General features: G+C 60.8%; 21 protein-coding genes. 7 read left to right on the forward strand and 14 right to left on the reverse strand.

Features of this window, described 5'->3' with window-relative positions; genetic code table 11:
* Position 1: 1 nt before the first annotated feature.
* Both GR198_RS06540 and GR198_RS06545 read right to left on the reverse strand, forming a co-directional pair.
* Positions 2-1,261, reverse strand: coding sequence for an ABC transporter substrate-binding protein (locus GR198_RS06540; RefSeq protein WP_164067977.1), 1,260 nt, complete (start codon positions 1,259-1,261; stop codon positions 2-4).
* Between the two features lie 64 nt (positions 1,262-1,325).
* Positions 1,326-3,848: a hypothetical protein gene (locus tag GR198_RS06545; protein ID WP_164052077.1), complete on the reverse strand. Its 2,523-nt coding sequence runs from the start codon at positions 3,846-3,848 to the stop codon at positions 1,326-1,328.
* A gap of 245 nt (positions 3,849-4,093) precedes the next feature.
* Here GR198_RS06545 and GR198_RS06550 point away from each other — a divergent pair, with 245 nt between their 5' ends.
* Positions 4,094-5,146 (forward strand): LacI family DNA-binding transcriptional regulator, encoded by a 1,053-nt coding sequence (locus GR198_RS06550; protein WP_164067979.1) that lies wholly within the window; start codon positions 4,094-4,096, stop codon positions 5,144-5,146.
* A gap of 22 nt (positions 5,147-5,168) precedes the next feature.
* On the opposite strand, the gene GR198_RS06555 is transcribed toward GR198_RS06550, so the two are convergent.
* From GR198_RS06555 to GR198_RS06575, 5 genes are read right to left on the reverse strand one after another with little or no spacing between them, the layout of a single operon-like run.
* The gene (locus GR198_RS06555; protein WP_164067981.1) at positions 5,169-5,912 is read right to left on the reverse strand and encodes an ABC transporter ATP-binding protein; all 744 of its coding nucleotides are present in this window, start codon (positions 5,910-5,912) and stop codon (positions 5,169-5,171) included.
* On the reverse strand, positions 5,909-6,754 hold the full coding sequence (locus GR198_RS06560; RefSeq protein WP_164045666.1) for an ABC transporter ATP-binding protein: 846 nt from the start codon (positions 6,752-6,754) through the stop codon (positions 5,909-5,911). Before GR198_RS06560 ends, GR198_RS06555 begins: the two co-directional genes overlap by 4 nt.
* On the reverse strand, positions 6,741-7,643 hold the full coding sequence (locus tag GR198_RS06565) for an ABC transporter permease (RefSeq protein WP_164067983.1): 903 nt from the start codon (positions 7,641-7,643) through the stop codon (positions 6,741-6,743). Before GR198_RS06565 ends, GR198_RS06560 begins: the two co-directional genes overlap by 14 nt.
* A complete protein-coding gene (locus GR198_RS06570) occupies positions 7,640-8,668 on the reverse strand; it encodes an ABC transporter permease (protein WP_164067985.1) in 1,029 nt (342 codons plus the stop codon). Before GR198_RS06570 ends, GR198_RS06565 begins: the two co-directional genes overlap by 4 nt.
* 21 nt (positions 8,669-8,689) lie before the next feature.
* Positions 8,690-10,285: an ABC transporter substrate-binding protein gene (locus GR198_RS06575; RefSeq protein ID WP_164045664.1), complete on the reverse strand. Its 1,596-nt coding sequence runs from the start codon at positions 10,283-10,285 to the stop codon at positions 8,690-8,692.
* A 133-nt stretch (positions 10,286-10,418) separates the two neighbouring features.
* Between GR198_RS06575 and GR198_RS06580 the strand changes: the two genes are divergently transcribed.
* From GR198_RS06580 to kdgD, 3 genes are all read left to right on the forward strand, one after another.
* Entirely contained in the window at positions 10,419-11,129 is a 711-nt protein-coding gene (locus GR198_RS06580; protein WP_029873220.1) for a FadR/GntR family transcriptional regulator, read from the forward strand.
* A 65-nt stretch (positions 11,130-11,194) separates the two neighbouring features.
* On the forward strand, positions 11,195-12,169 hold the full coding sequence (locus tag GR198_RS06585) for a mannonate dehydratase (protein ID WP_029873219.1): 975 nt from the start codon (positions 11,195-11,197) through the stop codon (positions 12,167-12,169).
* Positions 12,170-12,201: 32 nt separating this feature from the next.
* Complete coding sequence (kdgD, locus tag GR198_RS06590) at positions 12,202-13,128, forward strand: 5-dehydro-4-deoxyglucarate dehydratase (protein ID WP_164067987.1); 927 nt, start codon at positions 12,202-12,204, stop codon at positions 13,126-13,128.
* A 155-nt stretch (positions 13,129-13,283) separates the two neighbouring features.
* Here kdgD and GR198_RS06595 read toward each other — a convergent pair whose 3' ends face one another.
* On the reverse strand, positions 13,284-14,282 hold the full coding sequence (locus GR198_RS06595) for an AraC family transcriptional regulator (protein ID WP_246711052.1): 999 nt from the start codon (positions 14,280-14,282) through the stop codon (positions 13,284-13,286).
* 166 nt (positions 14,283-14,448) lie between these two features.
* Here GR198_RS06595 and GR198_RS06600 point away from each other — a divergent pair, with 166 nt between their 5' ends.
* On the forward strand, positions 14,449-15,219 hold the full coding sequence (locus GR198_RS06600; protein ID WP_164067989.1) for an alpha/beta fold hydrolase: 771 nt from the start codon (positions 14,449-14,451) through the stop codon (positions 15,217-15,219).
* A 133-nt stretch (positions 15,220-15,352) separates the two neighbouring features.
* On the opposite strand, the gene GR198_RS06605 is transcribed toward GR198_RS06600, so the two are convergent.
* Positions 15,353-15,853, reverse strand: coding sequence for a GFA family protein (locus GR198_RS06605; RefSeq protein WP_130852886.1), 501 nt, complete (start codon positions 15,851-15,853; stop codon positions 15,353-15,355).
* 87 nt (positions 15,854-15,940) lie between these two features.
* Positions 15,941-16,708 carry an alpha/beta hydrolase family protein gene (locus tag GR198_RS06610; protein WP_164067991.1) on the reverse strand — a complete coding sequence of 256 codons (768 nt, stop codon included), beginning with the start codon at positions 16,706-16,708 and terminating at the stop codon, positions 15,941-15,943.
* Positions 16,709-16,868: 160 nt separating this feature from the next.
* Between GR198_RS06610 and GR198_RS06615 the strand changes: the two genes are divergently transcribed.
* Complete coding sequence (locus tag GR198_RS06615) at positions 16,869-17,558, forward strand: hypothetical protein (RefSeq protein ID WP_050573685.1); 690 nt, start codon at positions 16,869-16,871, stop codon at positions 17,556-17,558.
* A gap of 172 nt (positions 17,559-17,730) precedes the next feature.
* Here the strand turns inward: GR198_RS06615 and GR198_RS06620 are convergent, their stop codons facing one another.
* The 4 genes from GR198_RS06620 to GR198_RS06635 form a co-directional block, all read right to left on the reverse strand.
* Positions 17,731-18,804, reverse strand: a complete 1,074-nt coding sequence (locus tag GR198_RS06620; protein WP_163880360.1) for an ABC transporter ATP-binding protein — start codon at positions 18,802-18,804, stop codon at positions 17,731-17,733.
* Positions 18,805-18,826: 22 nt separating this feature from the next.
* Positions 18,827-19,675, reverse strand: coding sequence for a carbohydrate ABC transporter permease (locus tag GR198_RS06625; RefSeq protein WP_164067993.1), 849 nt, complete (start codon positions 19,673-19,675; stop codon positions 18,827-18,829).
* Positions 19,668-20,606, reverse strand: a complete 939-nt coding sequence (locus GR198_RS06630) for a carbohydrate ABC transporter permease (RefSeq protein ID WP_164067995.1) — start codon at positions 20,604-20,606, stop codon at positions 19,668-19,670. Before GR198_RS06630 ends, GR198_RS06625 begins: the two co-directional genes overlap by 8 nt.
* Positions 20,607-20,689: 83 nt before the next feature.
* Positions 20,690-21,994, reverse strand: coding sequence for an ABC transporter substrate-binding protein (locus tag GR198_RS06635; protein ID WP_164067997.1), 1,305 nt, complete (start codon positions 21,992-21,994; stop codon positions 20,690-20,692).
* 203 nt (positions 21,995-22,197) lie between these two features.
* On the opposite strand from GR198_RS06635, the gene GR198_RS06640 reads away from it, so the two are divergent.
* Entirely contained in the window at positions 22,198-23,397 is a 1,200-nt protein-coding gene (locus GR198_RS06640; protein ID WP_017960374.1) for an ROK family transcriptional regulator, read from the forward strand.
* Positions 23,398-23,408: the final 11 nt, after the last annotated feature.

The following is a 23,408-nucleotide window of genomic DNA, read 5'->3' on the forward strand; positions in this document are numbered from 1 at the left end:
GTCAGTTGCCGGCGACCTTGGCCTTGATGTCCTCGTCGATGCGGGCATAGGCGTCGTCGAGCTTCATTTCGCCGGCGATCACCTGGCTGATGCGGGCGACGATGGCGCTGTAATATGCATCCGACCACTTCCAGCCCGGCAGCTTCATGGCGGGTGCCGCCGTCTGGCCGGCCGCTTCGACGAAGGCCTTCAGCGCCGCCTGCACATGCGGATTGTCGGTCTTGAAGTCCATCTGGCCGGCGGCGACGCCCTTATGCGCCGGAATGAACAGGCTGCGTTCGGCAAACTCCTTCTGCACGTCGGCACCTGCCAGGTAATCCATCACCTTGGCGACGTCCTTCGGGTTCTTGGTGTATTTGACGGCGACGAGACCGGCGCCGCCCTGCATGCCGGAGCATGCGGCCGAACCGCAGGGGCTGCCCGCCATCACCCAGTCGAAATTGTCGCCGATCTTCTGGGCGAAGCCCGAAACCTGCCAGCTGCCCGAATAAAGATAGGTAAGGCCGCCATTGATGAAGTCCTCGGCGGCGGAGCGGTAAGTGGTGCCGGCAGCACTCACCCAGACATCCTTGTTGATGGTGCCGTCCTCGTTCCACTTGACGAAGCGGCTGAGGAAGTCCTTGGCGCCCCGATCGATCGGCGCCGGCTTGCCGTCGGCGGCGATGTAGTTGGCGCCGTAAGAGATGTTCGGGCCGGAGACGCGGTGGCCGGAGCGGTCGATCGCCATGGCGAAGACCTTCTGGCTGTCGGCAACCTTCTTGGCCGCCGCCGCCCAATCGTCCCAGGTGGCTTTCGGGCCGGGAATTTCGACCCCGGCCTGCTCGAACAGCGTCTTGTTGACGAAGCCGCCGGTCAAGGTCAGCTGCGTCATGAAGCCGGTGATGGCGTTCGAGCCGTCGGGACGCATCCAGTCGGCCTGGGCGCCGAAATTGTCCTCCCAGTATTTCGCGTCGGTGAGGTAGGGCCGAAGATCGAGCCAGTGCTGGGCCGGCGCCTTCAGATTGGTGACGCGGGCGATATCCGGCCCCTGCCCGGCTTCGAGCTGAACCGGCAGCTGTTCCTTGACGACGTCGTAGGAGACTTCGTCGAGGATGACGTTGACGTCAGGATTGGCCTTGGAGAAGCGCGAGAGCAGGTCCTTGATCACCTCGCCTTCGCCGCCGTCGGAATACCACATGATGCGCACGTCGCCGGCATGGGCGGCAACGGAACTCAAGAGAATTGCAGCAAAAGCCGCGCCGATCGATTTCATTCTGGTCATTTTTTCCTCCTCTGATCGATCAATTCCTGCGTCCGGCCGGTCCTCCACCTGCCAGACACGTCGTCTACGAGGCCGCGCGCCGAGGCTGCCTGCCCGGTATCTTCAGATGTACCGCGTCTCCCCGCACCGACCAGTCCGTCGGGCGAAGAATACGGCCTTCGGCGCGCACGGTGCCGTCTTCTTCGAAGACGACCCGGCCATAATCCGGATCGATAACGATCAATGCGCCCTCTTCGTCGCGGCGGGCCGAAAGCGTGGCGAAACGCGCCTGCATGCCGTCAAGGCTACCCTCGCGCCCGACATCGGAGAGACGGACGATCCAGCGGCCCTTGCGGCCGGCCAGCCGCAGCTCGATATCCGTTGTCGGCCCTTGTTTTACCGGCTCCAGCGCGCCGTTGCCGATCAGCATCGCAATCCCGTTGCCGGAGCGGGCGAGCGCCAGATTGCCGTCGACCACCGTGTCGTCGAAAGCCTCGAGCGGGAACCAGGCATGGGTGAAATCCGGCTGGCCCTCATGGATCTCGAAATCGAGGATCGCCAGATCGCGATACTGATGCACGCGCGGCAGCGTTCCGCAGCCGCCCCAGAAGCTCGGCCGGCCATAACCGAATTGGATGGTTTCGCCGGGATGGTTGATCCAGATCTGCGCTTCCGGCCGGTCACCCAAGCGCAGATGCAGCACCGTCTCCTGGTAGCCCCAGGCGCCGGGGCGATAATGGGCGATGGTGCCGAGCGCGGTGTCACGGGTCTTGTAGTGGTAGAGGGCGGCGAAACGGTTCTCGCCCTGGGAAAAGGTCCATTCCTGCGCGTCGTCGGACTGGTGCGCGGCGATTTCAGCAAGCGCTTCTGGAAAACGCAGGCCGTGGTCGCGGATGCAGACGGCAAGCTGCGGCAAAGCGTGGACACGCCGGCCGTACCAGCCGCGGCCCCAGAGCAGCCGGGCAATGGCAGAGAGTTCGACCGAGCGGCCGGGGCGCAGCGTATGTTCGTAGGAGCGGCCCTGGCTACCGGTCAGCATGCCATGATGGGCCGAGCGGGCGACGATCTCCATCAGGCGGACGATGCAGGCGCCTGCCCGGTTGCGGATCGTCTCATCCGGCGCGCAGGCGGCCAGCGCCGTCAGGCCCTTGAGGTCGATCGGGAAATAGGGAACGGAATTCCACTCGGCCATTTCCCAGCGCTCGAAATGATCGAGCCAGGCGCGGACACGCTCTTCGCCGACCTGCATCTGCTCGGCGCCGGTGCGGCCGGAGCGGACGAAGACGGCATCGGGGAAAAGCCTGCCACCGAGATAGGCGGCGGTATGGAAGAGAAGCGCGTGGTTTTCCGAAAAATACCACTGAACGTCGTTGCCGGGCTCATCCATCCAGTAGCGGTAATTGAGGACGGCGTGCTCGATCCTGTCGCGCAGCGCAGGTGACAGCAGATCGCTCCAGCGCGTATAGGCAAAGAGCAGCGGCACCAGCACGAAATCGGCGCAGTCGTGGCAATCCTCGATAACAGGCAGCATGGCCGAAATCATCGCCTCGGTTTCCTCGCCGCCCTGCCCCAGCGCGAGGCGCGCGAAAGCACAGACCGTGTCGGGTTCGGAATAGGCGGCGACCTCGGCCAGCGCCTCGGCGACGCGGTCATCCAGTGCGGCGGGTGCTTCCCCCTGGCGTTGGGGATGACAGATCTCGACGCCGAGCGTGCGACCGAGCGAAAGCTCTCCTGTTTTGAAGGTGATGCGGAAATGGCGGAAATCGGCGGGCATATCCGCCGACGTGCCGAGCTCAAGCTTGGTTGCTCCCGTTTCCAGCTCGAAATCATAGTCGAAGCGCTCGATCGACATGAAGTCGCCTTCGATCTCGACATGGCAGCTCAGCGCCACCGGCAGCGGCGCGGGGAAGAGGATCGTCACGTCTTCGCCGAGATAGGCGGTGCGGTCGAAGTGCATGCCCTCGAGGATGACCTCCAGCGCATCCGCATCACCGGCGGCGATGGGAACAGGCAGAGTAGTTTCAACTTCCGGCCCTTCGACGTAATCCAGCTGGAAATAGAAGCGGGCGTCGCGCTCGGCGAGATCGTCGAAATAGACGCGGATCTCGTTGAGGCCGGCGGCCAGCTCGACCTCGAACAGCTGCTCGGCTTCGAGATTGCGCTCATAAGGCGCCATGAAGCCCTGCTCGCGGCCATTGACGAAGAGGATCGCGCCACCGCAGGTCGACAGGCGGAGCGTCGCGGCCCCAGCAGACTGGATATCGAGGAAGGTGCGCGCCCAGCAGCCGATGCGTGTCGGGCGGAACCAGAAGCCGGAGAGATCGACACGCGGGGAAGCAAAGGGAAGCCACCAGCGGACAGCCTCGAATTCGGCAGCCGGTTGCGGCCGCCGGCCGGAGAAAGATTTTTTGAATTCGGTGCGGCAGGGATATTCATGCGGAATGAAGTTCTTCGTCTTGGTGACGAAGAAGAAGGGATCCATGCTGCCGTCCATCGGACGGTCGGCGACGTCATAGCGCTCCTGCCACAGGCCGGCGAGCTGCCAGTAGACGATCGGGCTTTCCTTCACCGTTGCACGGCGGAGATGAGATTGCTGCTCGGCGGTCATGCTTCAGCCCGCCCGAGAACAGCTAGAGCATGAGGTCGTCCGAAAACCGCTCACACTTTTCGGCATCATGCTCGATCCTTGGGACGCCGGGTAAAACGCCGACGCATGGACTGGCGGTCTAGCCACATTTCAAAGCCTCCCTGCTCTGCCGCTTGCCGCGGACTCCTCAGCAACAATTGTGCATAGGCATTCTATTTGCGCAATCTGAAAGATTTTTGCATAGTAACAGACAGCGAGGAGACGACATGGCGGCGGAAGAGAAAAAAGGCAGGCGCACGCGCCTCGACGACATTGCCGCCCGATGCGGCGTCTCGATCAGCACGGTGTCGCGTGCGCTGGCCGGCGAAAAGGGCGTCAGGCCGGAGATCCGCAAGCTGGTGCTGGAAACGGCAAGTGCGGTCAGCTACGCGCTGCCGGCAAGCGTTGCCGGCAAGAAGGTCATGCTCGTCGCCTCCGGCGCGGCGATGATCGACTATGTCCGCAACCAGTTCACGCTCTATGTGCTCGAAGGATTGAATGGGCGTGCCGCCGCCCTCGGCATCGAACTGGCGATGCGCCCGGTCGCCGACAAGGGGGATGAAGCCCGCGTCGTCGCCGAGATGCGTGACGATCCGAGCTTTGGCGGCATGCTGATCCTGACCGTCGACGAAGAGGAGATGCTGGCAGCGGCCGCTGATCTCGGAAAGCCCGTCGTGCTGGTCAACAGCGACGATCCCTATATGCGGCTTTCGAGTGTTACGCCCTGCAACCGTTCAGCCGCCTTCATCGCTGCCGAGCGGCTGATCAAGGCCGGGCATCAACGCATCCTGTTCATGCTGAGGCCGGGGCGGCGGACCATCGAGCGGCGCCTTGAGGGCTGGCGCGATGCCCTGCAGCATCATGGGCTGACGGCCGATGCCGATCTGGTGCTCGAAGTCGATGACTGGCTGCCGGAACTCGGCGCCGAGGCCGTCACCCGTCTTGTCCGCGAGAAAGGCCTCACCTTCACCGCCATCCTGACGGCGGGCGACAGTCTGGCCAATGGCGCGGTGCGCGGATTGCAAGCCATGGGTTATGCCGTGCCGCAGGACATCTCGGTGATGGGCATAGACGACCTGCCGCAATCGGCCTTTCTCAATCCGCCGCTCTCGACGGTGCATATTCCGATGCGCGAACTCGGCGCCACCGCGCTCGATCTTTTGCGCGACATGATGCTCGGCCTTGCTGCCCCACGGCGGCGGGTCGAGCTTGCCTGCCATCTTGTCGAAAGGGGCAGCGTTGCGGCTGTCCGCATCCCTGCCGCATCGGCGGGCCGCTGAATCCACACCGCGATCGAGGATATCAAGCCTCGATAAAACTCGCCTCAAACAGTTCTCGCGCATAGGCATCATGCGTGGTGCCGGCTTGCAGATCCGCTTTTGTGAGCTCGTCGACGAAGCAACCGTTCTTCATGATCAGCACCCGGTCGCACATATGGGCGATGACTGCGAGGTCGTGGCTGACAAGCAGATAGGTCAGGCCCTTTTCCTCGCGCTGATCGGCCAGCAGGTTGAGGATTTCGGCCTGGACCGAGACGTCGAGCGCCGATGTCGGCTCGTCGAGCAACAGGATGGGCGGCGACAGGATCAGGGCCCGGGCGATTGCCACCCTCTGCCTCTGGCCGCCGGAAAGTTCGTGCGGAAAACGGTTTGCGAAGCTCGCCGGCAAACCGACCTGGATCAAAGCCCTTTCGACCTTCGACCAGATATCCGAATGGCCCATCGCGCGCAGCGGCTCGGCCAAGGCGGTGCCGATACGATGGCGCGGATGCAGAGATCCGTATGGGTCCTGAAACACCATCTGGGCAAATTTCAGCTCCTCGCGGGAGCGCTTCTTGACGATCGGTTTGCCGCCAAGTTCGATGTGACCGGTCCAGCCGGCCTCCATGCCGGCGAGACACCGCAGCACCGTTGATTTACCGCATCCGGATTCACCGACAATGCCAAGGGTCTCCCCCTGGCCAACCTGAAAACTGATGCCCCTGACGACATGGTTGCTTGATTTGCCGGAGGCAAAGACGACATCGAGGTCACGCACATTGATCATTGCGCCGTCTCCAGATCGAGTTTCGTCCTGTCGAGAACCGCAAGTCGGCGAACCGGATTCCTGGGGTCGGGCAGCGCCGCGATCAGCCCGCGGGTATAGGGATGGCGAGCCTCCTCCAGACTGGTCAGCGTTTCCACGATCCGGCCGGCATACATGACGATGATGCGCTCGCAAAAGGCTGCCACCATGCGAATGTCGTGGCTGATCAACAGCAGGCCGGAATTGTTCTCGCGCACCAGTTCATCGAGCAACAGCAGCACGTCCTTGCGGACGCTGACATCAAGCGCCGAGGTCGGCTCGTCGGCGATCACAAGCTTCGGCCGTGCCAGCAGCATCATGGCGATCATCACGCGCTGGCCCATGCCGCCCGATATCTGGTGGGGATAAAGCGCCATGACCCGCTCCGCATCGCTGATGCGCACGCGCTCCAGCATGGCGCGGGCAGCCTCATGCGCCTGTTTCTTGTGAAGACCGAGGTGAAGGCGGGCGGCTTCGGCGATCTGTTTGCCGATCGAAAGCACCGGATTCAGCGAATAGCGCGGATCCTGCATGATCAGCGCGATGTCCTTGCCGCGCAGCGCTCCCATCTGACGCTCGCTCTTTGAAAGCAACGGATCGCCGCTAAGATCCATGCGTTCGGCCGAGACCACCGCGGCCGGCGGCAAAAGGCGCATGATGGCGCGACCGGTCGTCGATTTGCCGGAACCGGATTCTCCGACGATCCCGACACGTTCGCGCCCGACGTCGAAGCTGACATTGGAGACGGCGGGCACGGCGCCTCGGCCGAAACGGACGGTCAATCCTTCGACGGAAAGAACGGGCTGCAAATCACGATCTTGCATGGCGGGGATCCAAAAGGTCGCGCAGAGCATCTCCGGCGATGTTGAAGGCAAGGCTGGTGAGGAGGATGGCGATACCCGGCATCACGGCAACCCACCAATAATCGAGCATGAATTTGCGGCCGCTGGAGATCATCGCGCCCCATTCCGGCGCCGGCGGCTGAGCGCCAAGGCCGAGGAAGCCAAGCGAAGCCGCCGTCAGAATGATACCCGCCATGTTGAGCGTCAGGCGAACAATGACGGAGGGAACGCACATCGGCGCGATATAGAGAAGAAGGATGCGCATCGGCGAGGCACCATAAAGGCGGGCGGCGACCACATAATCGGCGTTTCTGACGACAAGCGCCTCGGCGCGCGCGAGTCTCGCAATCGGCGGCCATGCAGTCAGCGAGATCGCGATGATTGCGGTGGTCAAGCCGGCGCCGAGTGCCGCAGCAAAAGCCAGAGCCAGGATCAGCGACGGGAACGACAGAACGATATCGGTGGCGCGCATCAGCAACGCATCGGTGCGCCCGCCGAAGAAGCCGGCAACGACGCCGATCAGCAGGCCGATCGGCCCGACGATCAAGGAGATCGACAGCACGGTCTGGATGGTGATGCGCGTGCCGAAGATGAGGCGGCTCAAGATGTCCCGACCGAATTCGTCCGTGCCCGCCAGATGCGCGAGGCTCGGCGGCTGCAAGGCCTCGCCAAGCGACTGTATGGCCGGATCGTAGGGCGCCAGGAGCGGCGCGAAGATCGCGACAATGCAAAGCAAACCGAGGATGACGAAACCGGCAAGACCGAGCGGCTCGTGGGCCAATTTGCGGCCGGCGCGCGCAAACGACGCCGCGATACGGGTCGACACACTTGGAGGGCGGATCTCTATTTCGCTGCGGATGACATCGCTCATCGGGCCGCCTCCCGCATACGCGGATCAAAGACGGCGTAAGCGACGTCGGCCAGGAAGTTCAACAACATGAAAATGAATCCCACAATGATGGTGCCGGCGACGATAGCGTTCATGTCGCCGATCATCAGCGCGTTCGTCATGTACTGGCCAATGCCCGGCCAGGAGAAAACGATCTCGGTCACGACAGCGCCTTCGAGCAGACCGCCGTAGGAAATGGCAAGGATGGTGATCAGCTGCACCGCAATGTTCGGCAGGACGTGGTGCCAGATCGTGCCGAGCGGGCTTACACCCTTGGCTCGGGCCGCAATGACATAATCCTGGCTCAACTGCTCCAGCGTGAAGCTGCGGGTCATGCGGGTGATGTAGGCCATCGCCGCATAGGCAAGGATGACAGCCGGAAGAATGATATGGCCGAGCGCATTCCAGAAGATTTCCGTCTCGCCCTGCAGCAGGCTGTCGATCAACAACAGGCCGGTTTTCGGCGTAACGAGGCCTTCGTAAAACACATCAATCCTGCCCGGTCCGCCGACCCAGTTGAGGCCGGCATAGAAGATGACGAGCCCGACGATGCCGAACCAGAAAACCGGGATCGAATGACCGACGAGCGCGACGACGCGGGCCGTCTTGTCGATGAAGCTGTCGCGAAAGAGTGCTGCGACCAGCCCGAGCGGGACACCGACGAAGGTCGAAATGATCACCGCCAGCGTCGCGAGTTCAAACGTCGCCGGAAAGGCTTGAGCGAGATCCGAAGAGACCGGATTGCCGGTGAGGACGGCCGTGCCGAAATCACCATGCGCCAACCCGTTCAGATAGAGGAAAAACTGCCGGTAGATCGGCAGATCGAGCCCCAGACGCGCCCGCATCGCCGCATAGGCTGAGGGATCGGCGAGCTCGCCGACGATTGCGCCGACCGGATCGGTGGGCAAGACGCGGCCGATCACGAAGGTCACACATAAGAGGATGAACAGGCTGACCAGCAAATGCGCCAGGCGTCGGCCAAATTCGGCTACGGAGAGTTCCTTCATGATCGGCTGTCCTGGGGAGTATTACTGGGTTTCGACCTTGGTCACGTTCTCGAGACGCGTCAGCTGAGACGGATGCCCCACATATCCCTCGACCTTGGTGGATAGGACGATCGGCTCAAAGCGCTCGAAGAGCGGAAGCACCGCCGGCTTCTGTTCGACGAACAGCTTCTGCATCTGAACATAGATTTCGCCACGCTTCTTGGCGTCCGGCTCCATCGATGCTTTCGCTGTCAGGGCCGTGAGTTCCGGGATGTCCCAGGCCGAGCGCCAGACGAAATTGCCGGCATTGTTGGCTTCCTTCGAGTTGTCGGGATTGGAGGAGAACTGCTCCATCGAACCGAGGACGTTCGGCATATAGGCGCTGGTCTGCGGGATCAGCAGATCGAAATCCCTGGCGCGATGGGCGGCGATGATTTCCGAGCCGTTGCCCTGCTGGATGTCGATCTTGATGCCGATCTGGGCAAGCGATGCCTGGATGGCGGTGGCCAGATCGATGCGCGGCGTTTGCGCGATGGTCTTCAGCGACAGCGAGAAGCCGTCCTTGAAGCCTGCCTCGCTCAGCAGCTGCTTGGACTTTTCGACGTCGAGATGCCAATCGGGGTTCGGGATGGCGTATTCGAAATTCTCCGGAACGGGTACGTTTCTGGCCCGGCCGTAAGGACCCATGATGGTCTTTTCGATGCCCTTGTAGTCGATGCCATAGGCAATGGCTTCGCGAACCTTCGGGTTGGCGAGGTATTTGTTGCCGGCATTCATCGACAGCACGTAGAAACCGCCCGTCGGAATACGCTGGATGGCAAAGCCTTTCTTGTCGCTGAACGTCGCGAGATCCGATGCGGTCAGCGCGCTGGCAATATCGATATCGCCGCGCTCAAGCATCAGCCGCTCGACCTGGCTTTCGGGAACGTGCCGGACGATGACGCGGCGCATTTTCGGCGCACCGGCCATATAATCCTTGTTGGCATCGAGGATCACCAGTTCGTTCGGGGACCAGCGATTGAGGGTGAACGGACCGGAGCCGGCCGAATGGGTTCGCATCCAGGCGTTTCCGTAGTCGTTATCGACGGCGTGGCTCTCGACCTCGACGCTGTCGACCACGCTGGTCGTCGTCGTCGTCAGCCGGTAGAGCAGCAGCTCTGCCGTCACCTGCTCGGAGAGATCGATCCGCACCGTCTGATCATCGACGGCCTTGACGAGCTTTTCGACATTGTCCTTGTCGTAACCGACGCGCTTGAGGTTAGCGGCGGCGGCCTGGTCCATCTTCAGGAGCCGCGCCAGCGAGTAAACGACATCCTTCGAGGTGACCGGGTTGCCGGAGGCGAAATTGGCTTTGCGCAGCGTAAATGTGATGCCCTTGTCGTCAACCTTCCAGCTTTCCGCCAGCTGCGGAAGAATCTTACCGTCAGCCGTGCTGGCGACCAGCCGATCGTAGAGATTCGACATGATCTCGACCGCCTTGCCTTCGGTCGCCTGCTGCGGATCCAGCGACAGAACCTGCGCCAGCGATGTGCCGACCACCAGTTGGTCCTGCGGTGTGGCGGCCTGCGAGAGCGGTGCAGCGATCGTCAGGGCGCCGATCACGGCGCCGACGAACAAGCCCTTAGAAAAATGCTTCATTGTCAGTCCTCCCTAGACTACTATAAAAGACATATTATGTCGCCCGTATGTCGTATTATGATTTATCGAAGTCTGATATGATTTGCAAGACCCGAGCGGGAGACGTGATGCAAAGGGATTGGGGGAACGGAAAATGACGACACTCGGCGGTGGCCGGCAAAGACTAGCGCAGCAGGTCATCGATCAGTTGCGGGCGCAGATCGAGACGGGGAAGCTACGGGTCGGCGACCAACTGCCGACCGAGCCGCAGCTTGAAGCGACATTCGGCGTCAGCCGCACCGTGGTGCGCGAGGCGATCGCCGATCTGAGGTCTGCAGGCTTCGTCAAGCCGATCCAGGGCAAAGGCGTCTTCGTCGCGGATCCGAAGGCGCATTCGGTCCTGTCACTGACGCCGGTGGAAATCAAAAGCATTCCGGAAACCCTGGAATTGCTGGAGTTTCGCATGGCGGCAGAGGGTGAAGCGGCGGCTATCGCCGCCTATCGCCGCACGGCCGAGCAGGAGGCGGCGATTCGCGAAGCCAACCGCAGAATGGCGCACCTGATCGAAACCGGACAGCAAACGGTGGAAGCGGACTACGCCTTCCACATGGCGATTGCCGCCGCCACGAACAACCGATTCTATGTCGATGTGCTGCGCCATTTCGGCCCCAGAGCCATCCCCCGCGGCCAGTTTCCGACACTGCCTGAGGCCAATGACCGCAGCTATCTTCAGAAGGTCTATGCCGAACATGTCGAAATCCTCGCGGCAATCGCCGATCAGGATCCCGAACGCGCCCGCCAGGCAATGCGCGCCCATATGCTGGCCAGCCAACGCCGCTACCGCATGCTCGCCGAGCAGCAATAGGGCTCGACACTCTTCAAAATTCATATTATGTCATATGACATTGTGTAATTTCGAAAGAGACTCAAATGTATCTGGGAACACAGGTCGCAGCGCGGGATGACGACGATTATCGTATCTTCGCGCAACTGGGTGTGAAGCATATCAACGCCGACCCGGCGGGAAAGCCGAGCAGCTGGACGCTCTCCGATCTCGAACGTCATCGCGACAAGGTCGAAAGCTTCGGCCTGATCCTCGACATGATCCAGTTACCCCTACCCTCGCAGCCGATCGAGAAGGCTTCCTATCCCGATATCCTGCTTGCCGGCCCCGAGCGCGACAGACAGATCGACGCCGTCTGCAAGCTGATCGAGAATGCCGCCGCCGCCGGCATTCCTGCGGTGAAGTACAATCTCAACCTGATCGGCATTCCCCGTACGCCGGATGAACCGGGACGCGGCGGATCGCTGAATGCCAGCTTCCGCTGGGACAAGACGGATCAGCAGGCCGAGCCCGGCCTTGCCGGCGTGCTTTCCGAGGACGAAAACTGGGAGCGGATCGACTATTTCCTGGAACGCGTCGTTCCTGTCGCTGCAAGCAACCGCGTCCGGCTCGCCTGCCATCCGCACGATCCCTATACGCCGCCGGGTTATCGCGGCGTCACGCGTGTGCTGGGTACGGTGGAAGGCCTGAAGAAATTCGTGCTGATGCGAGAAAACCCCTATCACGGCCTCAATTTCTGCCAGGGTTCGATCGGCGAGATGCTGGAAAATCCCGGCAAGGAAATCGACGATGTCATCCGCTGGTTCGGCCAGCGCGGCAAGATCTTCAATGTTCACTTTCGCAACATTCGCGGCGGCAAGCTGTCCTTCATGGAGACCTTCCCTGAAGAAGGCGACATGGACATGGTTCGCTCGGCCAGGATCTATAAGGAGGTGGGCTTCAAATACATGCTGATGCCCGACCATGTGCCGACCGTCAGCGGCAAGGATCCCACCGCCACCGCATTTGCCTTCTGCTACGGCTATATCGCCGCACTTCTACAAGTGCTCGAGAGCGAGTGAGCCGGTTTTCAACACGTCAAGAATAGGACTTCATGATGAACCCGATTGAATTGAAGAAGGCCGTCGGTAGTGGTCTCCTGTCGTTTCCGGTTACGCACTTCGACGATCAACTGAAATTTGACGAAGCCAAATACCGCCGTCATGTCGAGTGGCTTGCAGGTTATGACGCTGCTGCACTGTTTGCCGCTGGTGGCACCGGGGAGTTCTTCTCTCTCAATCCGGCCGAGATTCCGCAGGTGATCCGGGCCGCCAAGGCGTCGGCGGGCAAGACGCCGATCATTTCGGGAACCGGCTACGGCACGTCGCTCGCCATCGAGATCGCAGTCGCGGCCGAAAAGGCCGGCGCGGACGGACTGCTGCTGTTGCCGCCCTATCTGATGTTTGCCGAACAGGCGGGTCTCATCGCCCATGTCAAGGCAGTCTGCCAATCGGTCGGCATCGGTGTCATCGTCTATAACCGCGACAATGCCGTCCTGACCGCCGACAGCATCGCGCGCCTGGCGGAGGAATGCCCGAACCTGATCGGCTTCAAGGACGGCGTCGGCGATGTCGACAAGGTGATCGAGATCACCACCCTGCTTGGCGACCGTCTCGTCTACGTCGGCGGCATGCCGACCCATGAGGTTTATGCGCAAGCCTATTTCGCGGCAGGCGTGACGACCTATTCATCGGCCGTTTTCAACTTCGTGCCCGCGCTTGCCCAGCGCTTTTACGGCGCCTTGCGCACCGGCGATCAGGCAACAGTCGACGAGATCCTGAAGAGCTTTTTCTTCCCCTTCGTCGCCTTGCGCAACCGCAAGAAGGGATATGCCGTCTCGATCATCAAGGCCGGCCTTCGCGTCCTCGGGCAGAACCCCGGCCCCGTGCGCCCACCTCTGACGGATCTTACCCAGGAAGAGCTCGTGCTGCTGGAAAAGATCGTCCAGGCCAACGGCGTCACACGGATCGCGGCGGAATAATATATCGCGGCAGTAGGCCGCCGGGATTGCCCGGCGGCTGTCCGATTCGCACCAACTGCGGACATCGGCTCGGCTTGGGTAGACGACCGCTATGGGGCCGGAAGCGGCGCGTCTGTTATCGGGGCGAGTTCATGCATCGCGCCGGATCTACACCATCATCGATTCTGAATAGTTGTCGATTTGGCATTCATGGGCGCAAAACCAAACTGTGCCTTGAAGGCTCGGCTGAAGGCTGCTTCGGAATCATAGCCCACTTGCCTGGCGACCGACCCAACCTTGGCATCAGGCTGGCGCATCAAGCCCAAGGCGAGCGTCAGCCGCCAGCGGCTGTGGTAGGAAAGTGGCGCTTCTTTCACCAATGCTGTAAATCGCGCCGCGAAGCCGGACCGGGACAGGCCCGCCACGCGAGCCAGATCGAGCACGGTCCAGCGCCGATAAGGTTCGTCGTGGATGGCCTTGAGCGCGCGGCTGATGCGCGCATCCCCGAGCGCTCCAAGCCAGCCGACATTGCCGCCCCGCTCGATCCGCACCCAGCTACGCAGGATACTGATCACCAGCACGTCGATCAGCCGTGAAATCATGATGGACGCGCCGGGATACACCTCCTGGGCTTCCTTCATCATGAAGTAGCCAAGGCCCTCGGCCCATCCGGCGGTCTCGCCGCTGGCTTTTGGAATGTGAATGACCGACGGCAGTGCCGATACGAGCCAGGGCACGGAAGCGCTTTCGAACCGAAAGGCTCCGGCGATAAGCTTGGTCTGTTGGCCGCCTCCGCCGTGGGAGACATTGAGTTTTTCGGCGGTAACCTGCGCCGCCATCAGGGCTGCCAAGTCAGCCTCAGTTTCACACTCGCCATCGCTCAAGCCGTGTCCAAGGCCCCGCGGCAGCATGATCAGATCGCCAGTTGCCACCTGCAAGGCATGGCCCTGATCGTTCACAACCGTCAGGCCCCCTTCGAGCACGATGAAGAAATAAGCCGCCCCTGGATGAAAGCGTAGCGCCCATGGTTGGCTGAGCTCGACTGTAAAGACGATTTCGCCATGCAGGCTGACCATGGCCAAAATCTGGGAGAGCAGATCCACCCGAGAGGCGAGCATGATCGCATTTTTGGACGATGGAGCATGCATTGCGGGGCTCGGGTCATGGTGATCCATCTCGGTAAGCCCTAGTTTGGTTTTGTCTTCAAAGAGGAATTATCTGGCAGTTCAAGTGTTTCCGCGAAGGCAAGGCCATCCTGGTCTTCCTGCCGTCGTTTAGGCGACAGCATTGCAGATTATCCGAATTAAGCAATCGCGCTGATGCGCCCTATAGGAGCTCCAAATGAAATCTCTTCTTATGTCCGCCCTAATGCTGACGACCGCCATGCTTGGTGCTGCACCCGCAAGGGCCCAGCCGGCTCTCCCGGATCAAACAATTAAGAATATCGTTCTTGTCCACGGCGCCTTCGTCGACGAAACCAGTTGGGATGGCGTCGCTGCAATCCTGACCGCCAAGGGTTACAAGGTGACTGCGGTAAAGAACCCATTGACCTCGCTTGCTGACGACGTCGCTGCCACCAATGCGGTGCTGGATGCGCAAGATGGCCCGGTTGTCCTGGTGGGCCATTCCTGGGGTGGCGTGGTAATCGGCGAGGCGGGCGACAACGCCAAGGTGGCATCACTCGTCTATGTCTCGGCCTTTGCGCCCGAGAAAGGTGAAACCATCACAGCATTGGCAGCCAGCGGTCCGGCAACCCCCGGAGCGGCGGCCATTCGGCCCGACGCAAAGGGTTACTTGACCATCGATCCTGCAGTATTCCCCAGTGCAGTGGCGGGCGACCTGCCCAAGAAGATCGGTGAACATCTGGCGGCGCACCAGATGCCGATCAACCACACCGCCTTCGATGCGCCTGCTGAGGTCGCGGCATGGCACGACAAGCCAAGCTGGTACGTCCTGAGCTCCAAGGACCTCGTCCTTGATCCCCACGCCCAGGCTTTCTTTGCCGAACGGATGAAGGCCAAGGTGACGACGGTCGAGGGTAGCCACGCCTCGCTGGCCTCGCACGCCAAGGAAGTGGCTGCGGTCATAGAAGCGGCCGCAGGAGCAAAGTAGCCTTCGTCAACCGATGCTATCGCCCGCCTAGCGGTGGTCGGTAGCATCGATGTGCAACGATCCCGGTCGCAGAGCAAAGCCCCCGCCACTGCCCACACGCCATGGCCTCGGAAAGCGCAGCACCGGATAGGACTCAGCCATCACGCCCCCTCACCGCCCATGAGGCGGTATCGTGATCGGGGTGCTGGTTGTTGCTCTCCTTGATCGCCGCCGCCCAGTCGGCGCCGTTGTCTTCGGTCGCACCGGTATTTTCTATGCCCGTGATCGTATCGAACCATGCCACCATGTTCTCGGTGCAGGTATTGGCAAGCGGCGAGAAGGCGTGCGGATCGTCAAGCGAACCGATCATCAGGTTGGTGCGACCGTTTTCGAGGTGGTGGAAGAACAATGGCGTTCCGCAATTGGCGCAGAAGCCGCGCTCGACAAGCTCCGAGCTCTTCCAGACGCTTGGCTTGCCGCGTGTCCAGCTGAGCGCATCATCGGGCGCGGCGACGAGCGCCGCGAAGATGTTGCCCGAGGCTTTCTGACACATGCGGCAATGGCAGAGATGCGAATTGTCGAACATAGCGGTTGCGTGGTAGCGCACGGCACCGCACTGGCAGCCGCCACTCACCTCCATCTCGATGCGTTTCATTTTTTCTCCTCCTTCAAGAGGCGGGTTTGGGCTTAATCTCTTTTAGGTTTTCGTCACTTTCCCGCTGCCCGAAGCTGTCATGCTGCCTTAGTGGTACGTCACGACAGGATTGAACACCCTTTGCAGGAAGGGCCTGAGAGCTGCCTGCATGTGGTTCCTTGGAATTTGATGTCCACAGTCAAAGAGGTGGAGCGTCGCCAGGACTCCGGCATTGGACAGAGCTTTTGAGAAGAGTTCGGCTTGGGCAACTGGAGCACGGTCATCATGCTTTCCATGCAGCAACAGCGTCTCAGACCGAACTTCGGGCGCATAATGCAATGCAGAGCGAGCCAGAAAGGCCTCTCGCGATAGGCCCGCCTCTTTCTCGATAGCCCACCGCAAACCGTCTGAACTCTCGTGATAAGCGACTTCAAGATCGTAGACGCCGCTGGATAGAATGACTGCTCGCAGATCAGAAACCTGGGTGGCGACCATTGCCGATGCAACGGCACCACGACTGTTTCCATAGAGAACAATTCGGTCAGGATCGACGGAAGGCTGGCCCCGCAGGAAAGCGAGAGCAGCTATGATCGCTTGCTGGGTTTTGGGACCGCAGAAATCCGGAGGGCCATCTGATGCCCCAAAACCGGGCTGCGAGACTGCCGCAGCAGTGATATTCAAACCAGAACAGAAGCGAAGCAACGCGCCGCTGTCGACCGCCTCTATCCCTCCAAGCAGACGGCCACCCTGATTGCCGTGGACAAATAGGATTGCTCCTGCGGGCGTTTCGCTTGCGGCTTGAGCTTGAAAAAGCTCGACCGTGGCTCCGTCACCGCGGTCAATGAGATGTCGAGTTACTACCGGCATAATCACCATCAGGTTTTTGCGTGCCGGACAGACAATAGTGCAACTTGTGGCATTGGCAACGTCCGGTGGCGGCGGATATCGTTGAGAAACCAAATGGCTTAGCCGCTCATCCGTCCGTTTCGGTCTTTTGATCGAAATTCCGGAAGCGACAGCACAATAAAGGCCGCAGATGAATAGTGATCATTTTGATGAACGATCAACTTCCGCACTTATGAATATCATCCAAGACAAGGACGCCGGTAACGAAAATAGGTATGCTGCAACACAATCCGTTTTAAGAAGATGGCGACAAGGAGTTGATCTAAAATTCCTCATCGATCTCATTCTTTCGGAGAGTTCGCGGGACCGCCTCCGTGGTGCACAATACCTTGCGGAGTTGGGGCAGGAGGTAGAAGGTTTGAATGTCGCTGCGACAAAACTCGCCGATGACGCCCTGTCAGATTGTCGTAGGGCGTTTGTCGAATACACAGTGAATTCCGGACGCTATGATCAAACGATTTCCAACGCCTTGGCGAAATGCCTATTGGACTTGAACCTATATGTGAGGGTGGAAGTAATTAATTGGGCGGTCCATATATCCGATGAGAGATTTGAAAACTTTTCCCAATTGGTTGAAGCTGGAGCCGGTTGGCCTGAGTTTCGGTTCCCTAACCCTCTGAGTAATGATTTCTGGAATGCCTCCATTCTAAAACGCGCAGTTCGAGGGCTAGATATCATTCGTTGCATCCGCGACGGCAAGGAAATCGAGCAGATCAAGAAAGACTTTCCGGAAGAAGACAGTTTTATATTCGATGTTATTCAATTTTCGAAAACGCGCCGAGAACGGCTCGCGAAATGGCAAGACAAATCACCGCATTGATTAGCTGGAGCCATGTGTCTCGCCCGTCCTTCTAGCTCGGCTTGCGCGCAAACGGGCATCGCGCGATCTCTCGACTCCCTCTTCTCTCCTCAGGGAGAAGAGGATATGCCGCATCCTCCCCGGTTCCCGCTCGTCGCCGCGAATTGGACAGCCGTGGGACAAACCGCCCCGCCTACAGCGCCACACCAGTACCGCGGTCGAAAACGTGCACCTGATCGCTAGTGATGCTTGCCTCGAAGACGGCGCCGTACCGGGCGGGGTATTCGCCGTCGACGATGGCGGTCACCTGTTGTCCGGCGAGATCGAAGACGACATGGGTCTGGGCGCCTGTCGGTTCCACCAGCATCGTCCGGCCGGCAAGCGGCGTGCCGGCGGCAACACCTGGAATGAGATGTTCGGGGCGCAGGCCGATGGTGACCGCCTGGCCGGCCTTGACCTTGCGGTCGGGCGCGATGCGGATGGCCGTGCCGTCGCCGAGGCGGGCGGCGGGCTCACCGTTTTCGCCGTCGACCGTGCCTTCGAGCATGTTCATCGCCGGCGATCCGATGAAGGCGGCGACGAAGAGATTGGCGGGTTTCCTGTAGAGTTCGAGCGGCGTCCCCTCTTGCTCCACCCTGCCCTGATTGAGCACGACGATGCGGTCGGCAAGCGTCATCGCTTCGATCTGGTCATGGGTGACATAGATCGAGGTCGTCCTGACCTTCTGGTGCAGCGTCTTGATTTCCGAGCGCATCTGCACGCGCAGCTTGGCATCGAGGTTGGAGAGCGGCTCGTCGAACAGGAAGACGGCGGGATTCCGCACGACGGCGCGGCCCATGGCGACGCGCTGGCGCTGGCCGCCGGAAAGCTGGGCCGGCTTGCGGTCGAGGAGTTCGGCGAGATCCAGCATGCGGGCGGCTTCGGCCACCCGGGTCTCGATCTGCGGTTTGGCAACGCCGGCGAGCTTCAGATTGAAACCCATGTTTTCGGCGACCGTCATGTGCGGATAGAGCGCGTAGGATTGGAAGACCATGGCGATGTTGCGTTCGCGCGGCGTCATGGCGTTGACGACCTTGCCGCCGATGGAGATGTCGCCGTCGGTGATCTCCTCGAGGCCGGCGATCATTCTGAGCAGCGTCGATTTTCCGCAACCGGACGGGCCGACGAGGGCGACGAATTCGCCATCCTCAATATGAAGCGAAATGCCGTGGATGACGTCGACGGCGCCATAGGTCTTGCTGATATCGGTGAGTTCAACGGATGCCATAATTGCACTCCAACGGTTCGGCTCAGGACTTCACGGCGCCGGCGGTCAGACCGGCGATGATGTGTCTCTGGGCGACGAAAAAGACGATGATGGTGGGAAGGATGGTCAGCGTGATGAAGGCCAGCACCAGCTGCCATTCCGTGCCGTACTCGCCGCGATAGACCATGATGCCGAGCGGCCAGGGATATTTCGATTCCGAGTTCAGCATGATCAGCGGCAGGATGTAGCTGTTCCAGCTGCCGACGAAGGAGATGATACTGACGGTGGCGACGATCGGCCGGGAAAGCGGCAGCGAGATATGCCAGAAGAATCTGAGATAACCGCAGCCGTCGACGAAGGCCGCCTGAAACAATTCTTCCGGAAGGTTGCGGAAGTAGTTTCGAAACAGCAGGATGCTCATGCCGAGGCCGAAGGCCACCTGCGGCAGCACCACGCCCCAATAGGTATCGAGCAGGCCGAGATCGCGGATGCGGATGAACAGCGGCAGGATCGCGGTTGCCGCCGGAAACATCAGGCCGAGCAGGAAATAATTGAGCAGGAATGACGATCCGAAAAAGCGGATATGGGCAAAGGCGAAAGCCGCCATCGACGATACGATCAACGTCAGGAGGACGGTGAGCGAGGCGATCACCAGCGAATTGCCGATCTGCAGCCAGTAGCGTTCACCGAAGAGGATATCGGTGTAGTTCGCCCATTGCCACTCCGTCGGCAGGCCGAAGGGATTGGTGCGCAGGTCGCCCAGCGTCTTGAAGCCGCCGAGCGCGGTCGTCAGCAGCGGCACGAGCACGATCGCGGCAATCAGGCTCAGCGACACGTAGAGATAGACGCGTGTTGATGTGCTCATGCGGATGGAAGAGCTCATATCAGTCATGGCGCATGAATATCCTTTTGTAACCGAAGGCGAGCGTCACGCAGATGATGAAGAGCACCACGCCGACGGCGCTGCCGAGGCCGACCTGCATGCGCATGACGCCATAGGTATAGAGGAAGGTGACCATCGTCTGGGTGGAGTTGGACGGCCCGCCGCCCGTCAGCGGCATGATCATGTCGAAGAGCTGCAGCGAGCCGACGACGGCAAAGAAGATGGAAAGACGCAAGGTCGAGCCGAGCAGCGGCAGCGTGACGTAACGGAACTTCTGCCAGCCGGTGGCGCCGTCGATTTCGGCGGCCTCCAGCACGCTCTTGTCGACGGATTGCAGCCCGGCGATGAAAAGCATCATGTGGAAGCCGAAATATTTCCAGACGATCACCCCAAGCACGGCATAGATCGCCACGTCCTTGTCGGCGAGCACGTAAGGGTTGGCGAAGCCGAAGAAGTTGGAAACGGCGGCAAACAAGCCATAGTCGCCATCATAGACGAAGCGCCAGATAAGGCCCGCGGCAACGTCCGCCAGCACATAGGGCAGGAAGAAGATGAGGCGGTAGCCGACGACACCCGGAATGCGGTGCGCCAGCATGGTCGCCAGCCAGATGGCAAGCGGCACCTGGATGCAGATCGAGATCACGATGATCAGGCCGTTATTGACCAGCGCCTGGGTGAAGGCCGCATTTCGAAACAGGACCTGGAAATTGCGCAGCGCGATGAACTCGGTCGGCGTGCCGTAGCCATTCCACTTGTAGAGGCTGTACCAGGCCGCCTCGCCCATCGGCATGATGACGAAGAGGGTGAAAAGCAGCAGCGCCGGCGGCAGGAAGATCAACAGCACCGCCAGCCGGTCATGGGCGACCGAGCTCTTGCTGTTTGCGGCTTTTTTTGCCGGCCTTGCGGCACTGGTTATCGATGGGACTGAGATATTGGCCATGGGTCCTGCTTTCGCATCTCGTCGGCAGCAATGCTGGCGCTCCGAATTTTAGCGGAGCGCCAGGAAGGGTCTGCAGGCGCTGGTTATTGTTCCAGCTCGAAAGCGTCCTGGATCATCTGGGCGCCGTCCTTGGAATTCATGTGACCGGAGACGATTTCCACCGACACGTCGTTGACGACACGGCCGACCGCCGCACCGAGATCCTGGTCGAAATAATTCTGATGCCAGGTCGAACCGGCCAGCTGTTTGGCCGACTCGGCAAGCAGCGGGTTGGTGACGCCATCGCCGGCGCCGACGGCAACGGGCAGAAGCATACCTGATTTGGCCATCGCCCGCTCATTGTCCGCATTCGTCAGGAAAGCGAGGAAATCGAGCGCTTCCTTGGATGCCTTCTTGGTAACCGCCCAGCCGTTCAGACCGCCGAGCGTATCGGTCGGCTTGCCGGCACCGCCATCGACCGCCGGGAAGGCGAAACGGCCGATATTTTCGGGTGCGAGACCCTTGCCGTCGCCGGCATTCTTGCGCTGGTTGGCCTCGGTATTTTCAAAGCCGAGGATGATCGCCGCCTTGCCGTCGCCGAAAACGCCGAGCGCCTGCGGCCAGGTCGAGCCGAGATAGCCGGGCTGGAACGGTTCGAGCTTTCCGAGTTCGGCAAGATCGTCGCCGGCCTTGATGATCGCGGGATCAAGGAAACCTTCGCCCTGGCCGGTCTTTGCCGCTTCGAAGACCTTCTGTCCGCCTTCTCGCATGACGAGATAGCTCCAGTAGAAGTGGATCGGCCATTTCTCACCGCCGCCGCCGGCGATCGGCACGATGCCTGCTGCCTTGATCTTCTTCACGGTACCCAGAAAATCAGTCCAGTTCTTGATGTCCTCGGCCTTCACGCCGGCCTTGGCAAAGAGCTCCTTATTGTAGAAAAAGCTGACGAGACCGACCTTGTAGGGAATAGCCCAGGTCTTGCCTTCGAATGTCAGGCCGCTGACCGAAGCCGGGCTATAGGCGCCGCGCAATTTGCCGCCATCGGCATCCAGAGCCGGCGTCACATCCTGGAGGGCGCCGGTCTCGGACTGCTGCTTCAGGACGCCGCCGCCCCAGCTGAAAAAGAAATCCGGCACGTCGTCGGATTGCAGCAATGTCGGAAGCTTGGCCTTGAAGGCCTCGTTTTCGAGAAACTGCATCTGGATATCGACGTCGGGATGCTGGGCTTCGTATTTCTTGACGATGTCTTCCCAGGCCGCAACATATTTCGGGTCGAGCTCGAGATGCAGCCATTTGACGACTGTCGCCGCCGAAGCCGCACCTGCTCCGGCCAGCAACATGCCGGCGGCCGCGGCCATGGATGCGATACGCCTGCCGCCAAAAGCGGCGCTCTTGAACCTAAAAGTCATGATTTTTCCTCCCAGGGGTCCTGTCCTTACAATTTTTCCCCTATGCGGATTAATTCAACGGAGCTTTCGCATATTGTCAACCCAATGCCTCTATTTTTATCAAATGCGCTTGACAGGACCACTGAATTCCCTGCTATTTATTTCGTAACCCGTTAAAAATATTTGGGTTCCGCCCCAACGAAACGCTCGCCTGGCTAGTTCCCATGAAGACCGCAGATCCCGAATTAATGCGCGCGATCAATCGCTTGAACGTGCTCGATACCATCAGGCGCCATGGCCCGATCTCGCGGATAGAGATCAGCGAGCGTACCGAACTCTCCACCACGACCGTTTCGGCGATTACCGCCTCATTGCTTGACGACGGGCTGATCCTGCCGCGTCACGAAGGCGATATCCGCAATGAGGCCGTGCGCGGACGGCCACGGGTGATGCTGGAGCTCAATCCGGATGCCGCCCGCGTGGTCGGCGCCAAGATCGCCGCCAACAGGATGGTCTTCGTCGTCACCAATTTCCGCGGCGACGTGCTGTCGAAGCTCGCCTTGCCGATCCGCATCGACCGGCAGCCGATCGGCGTCATCGCCGATCTCGTCGAGGATGGCGTCCGGCGCTGCGTCGTCGATGCCGGGCTTTCGCTGGAGGATGTCGACAGCGTCTGCCTCGGATTTCCCGGCGTCATCGAGCACCGCACCGGCTATATCAGGAGCAGCCCGATCTTTCGCGACACCAATGTCGATTTCGCCGCCGAGATGTCGACGCGGCTGGCGACGCCGACCATTGTCGAAAGCGACGCCCACGCCATCACGCTTGGCCATCACTGGTTCGGGAAGGCGCGCGATCTCGAAGATATGGTGCTGATTTCGCTGGAGCAGACACTGGGGCTCGGCGTCCTGCACGGCAACAGCCTGTTTCGCGGCGCCGGCGGTCTCAGCCACAATCTCGGCGACCTGGTGCTCGGCATGGGACCGAACGGCGTCGTGCGGCTCTTCAGCCAGGCCGGCGAAAGCGCGATCCTCGGCGAACAGCAGGCCGACGGGCGTTTTGCCGAAGCAATCCGTCTCGGCCGTGGCATGAACCATGCCCAGGCGCTGATCAAGGCCGATGACGACCGGCTGATCAGTGCCGCCATCCGCGCCGGCGAAGCGGTGGGTTTGACCATTGCCAACATCGTCACCCTGTTTGCGCCGCCGCGGGTTATTCTTGTGGGGTCGAGCCTGGCGCTCGGCGAACCCTTTCTCAACAGCCTGCGCGACGCCTATACGCTCGCCATTCCGCCGTCGCTGCGCGGCGTGAGCGAACTCGTCTTCGACGATTCGACCGATGATTTCTGGGCGCAGGGTGCCGCAGCGGTGGCGCTCTACGAACTCTACGAATCGCCCTGGAGCACGACGGGGCCGGCGCTCTGACGAGCGACACA

This window comes from Rhizobium leguminosarum (assembly GCF_010668065.1).
In the GTDB taxonomy this organism is placed as follows: domain Bacteria; phylum Pseudomonadota; class Alphaproteobacteria; order Rhizobiales; family Rhizobiaceae; genus Rhizobium; species Rhizobium leguminosarum_S.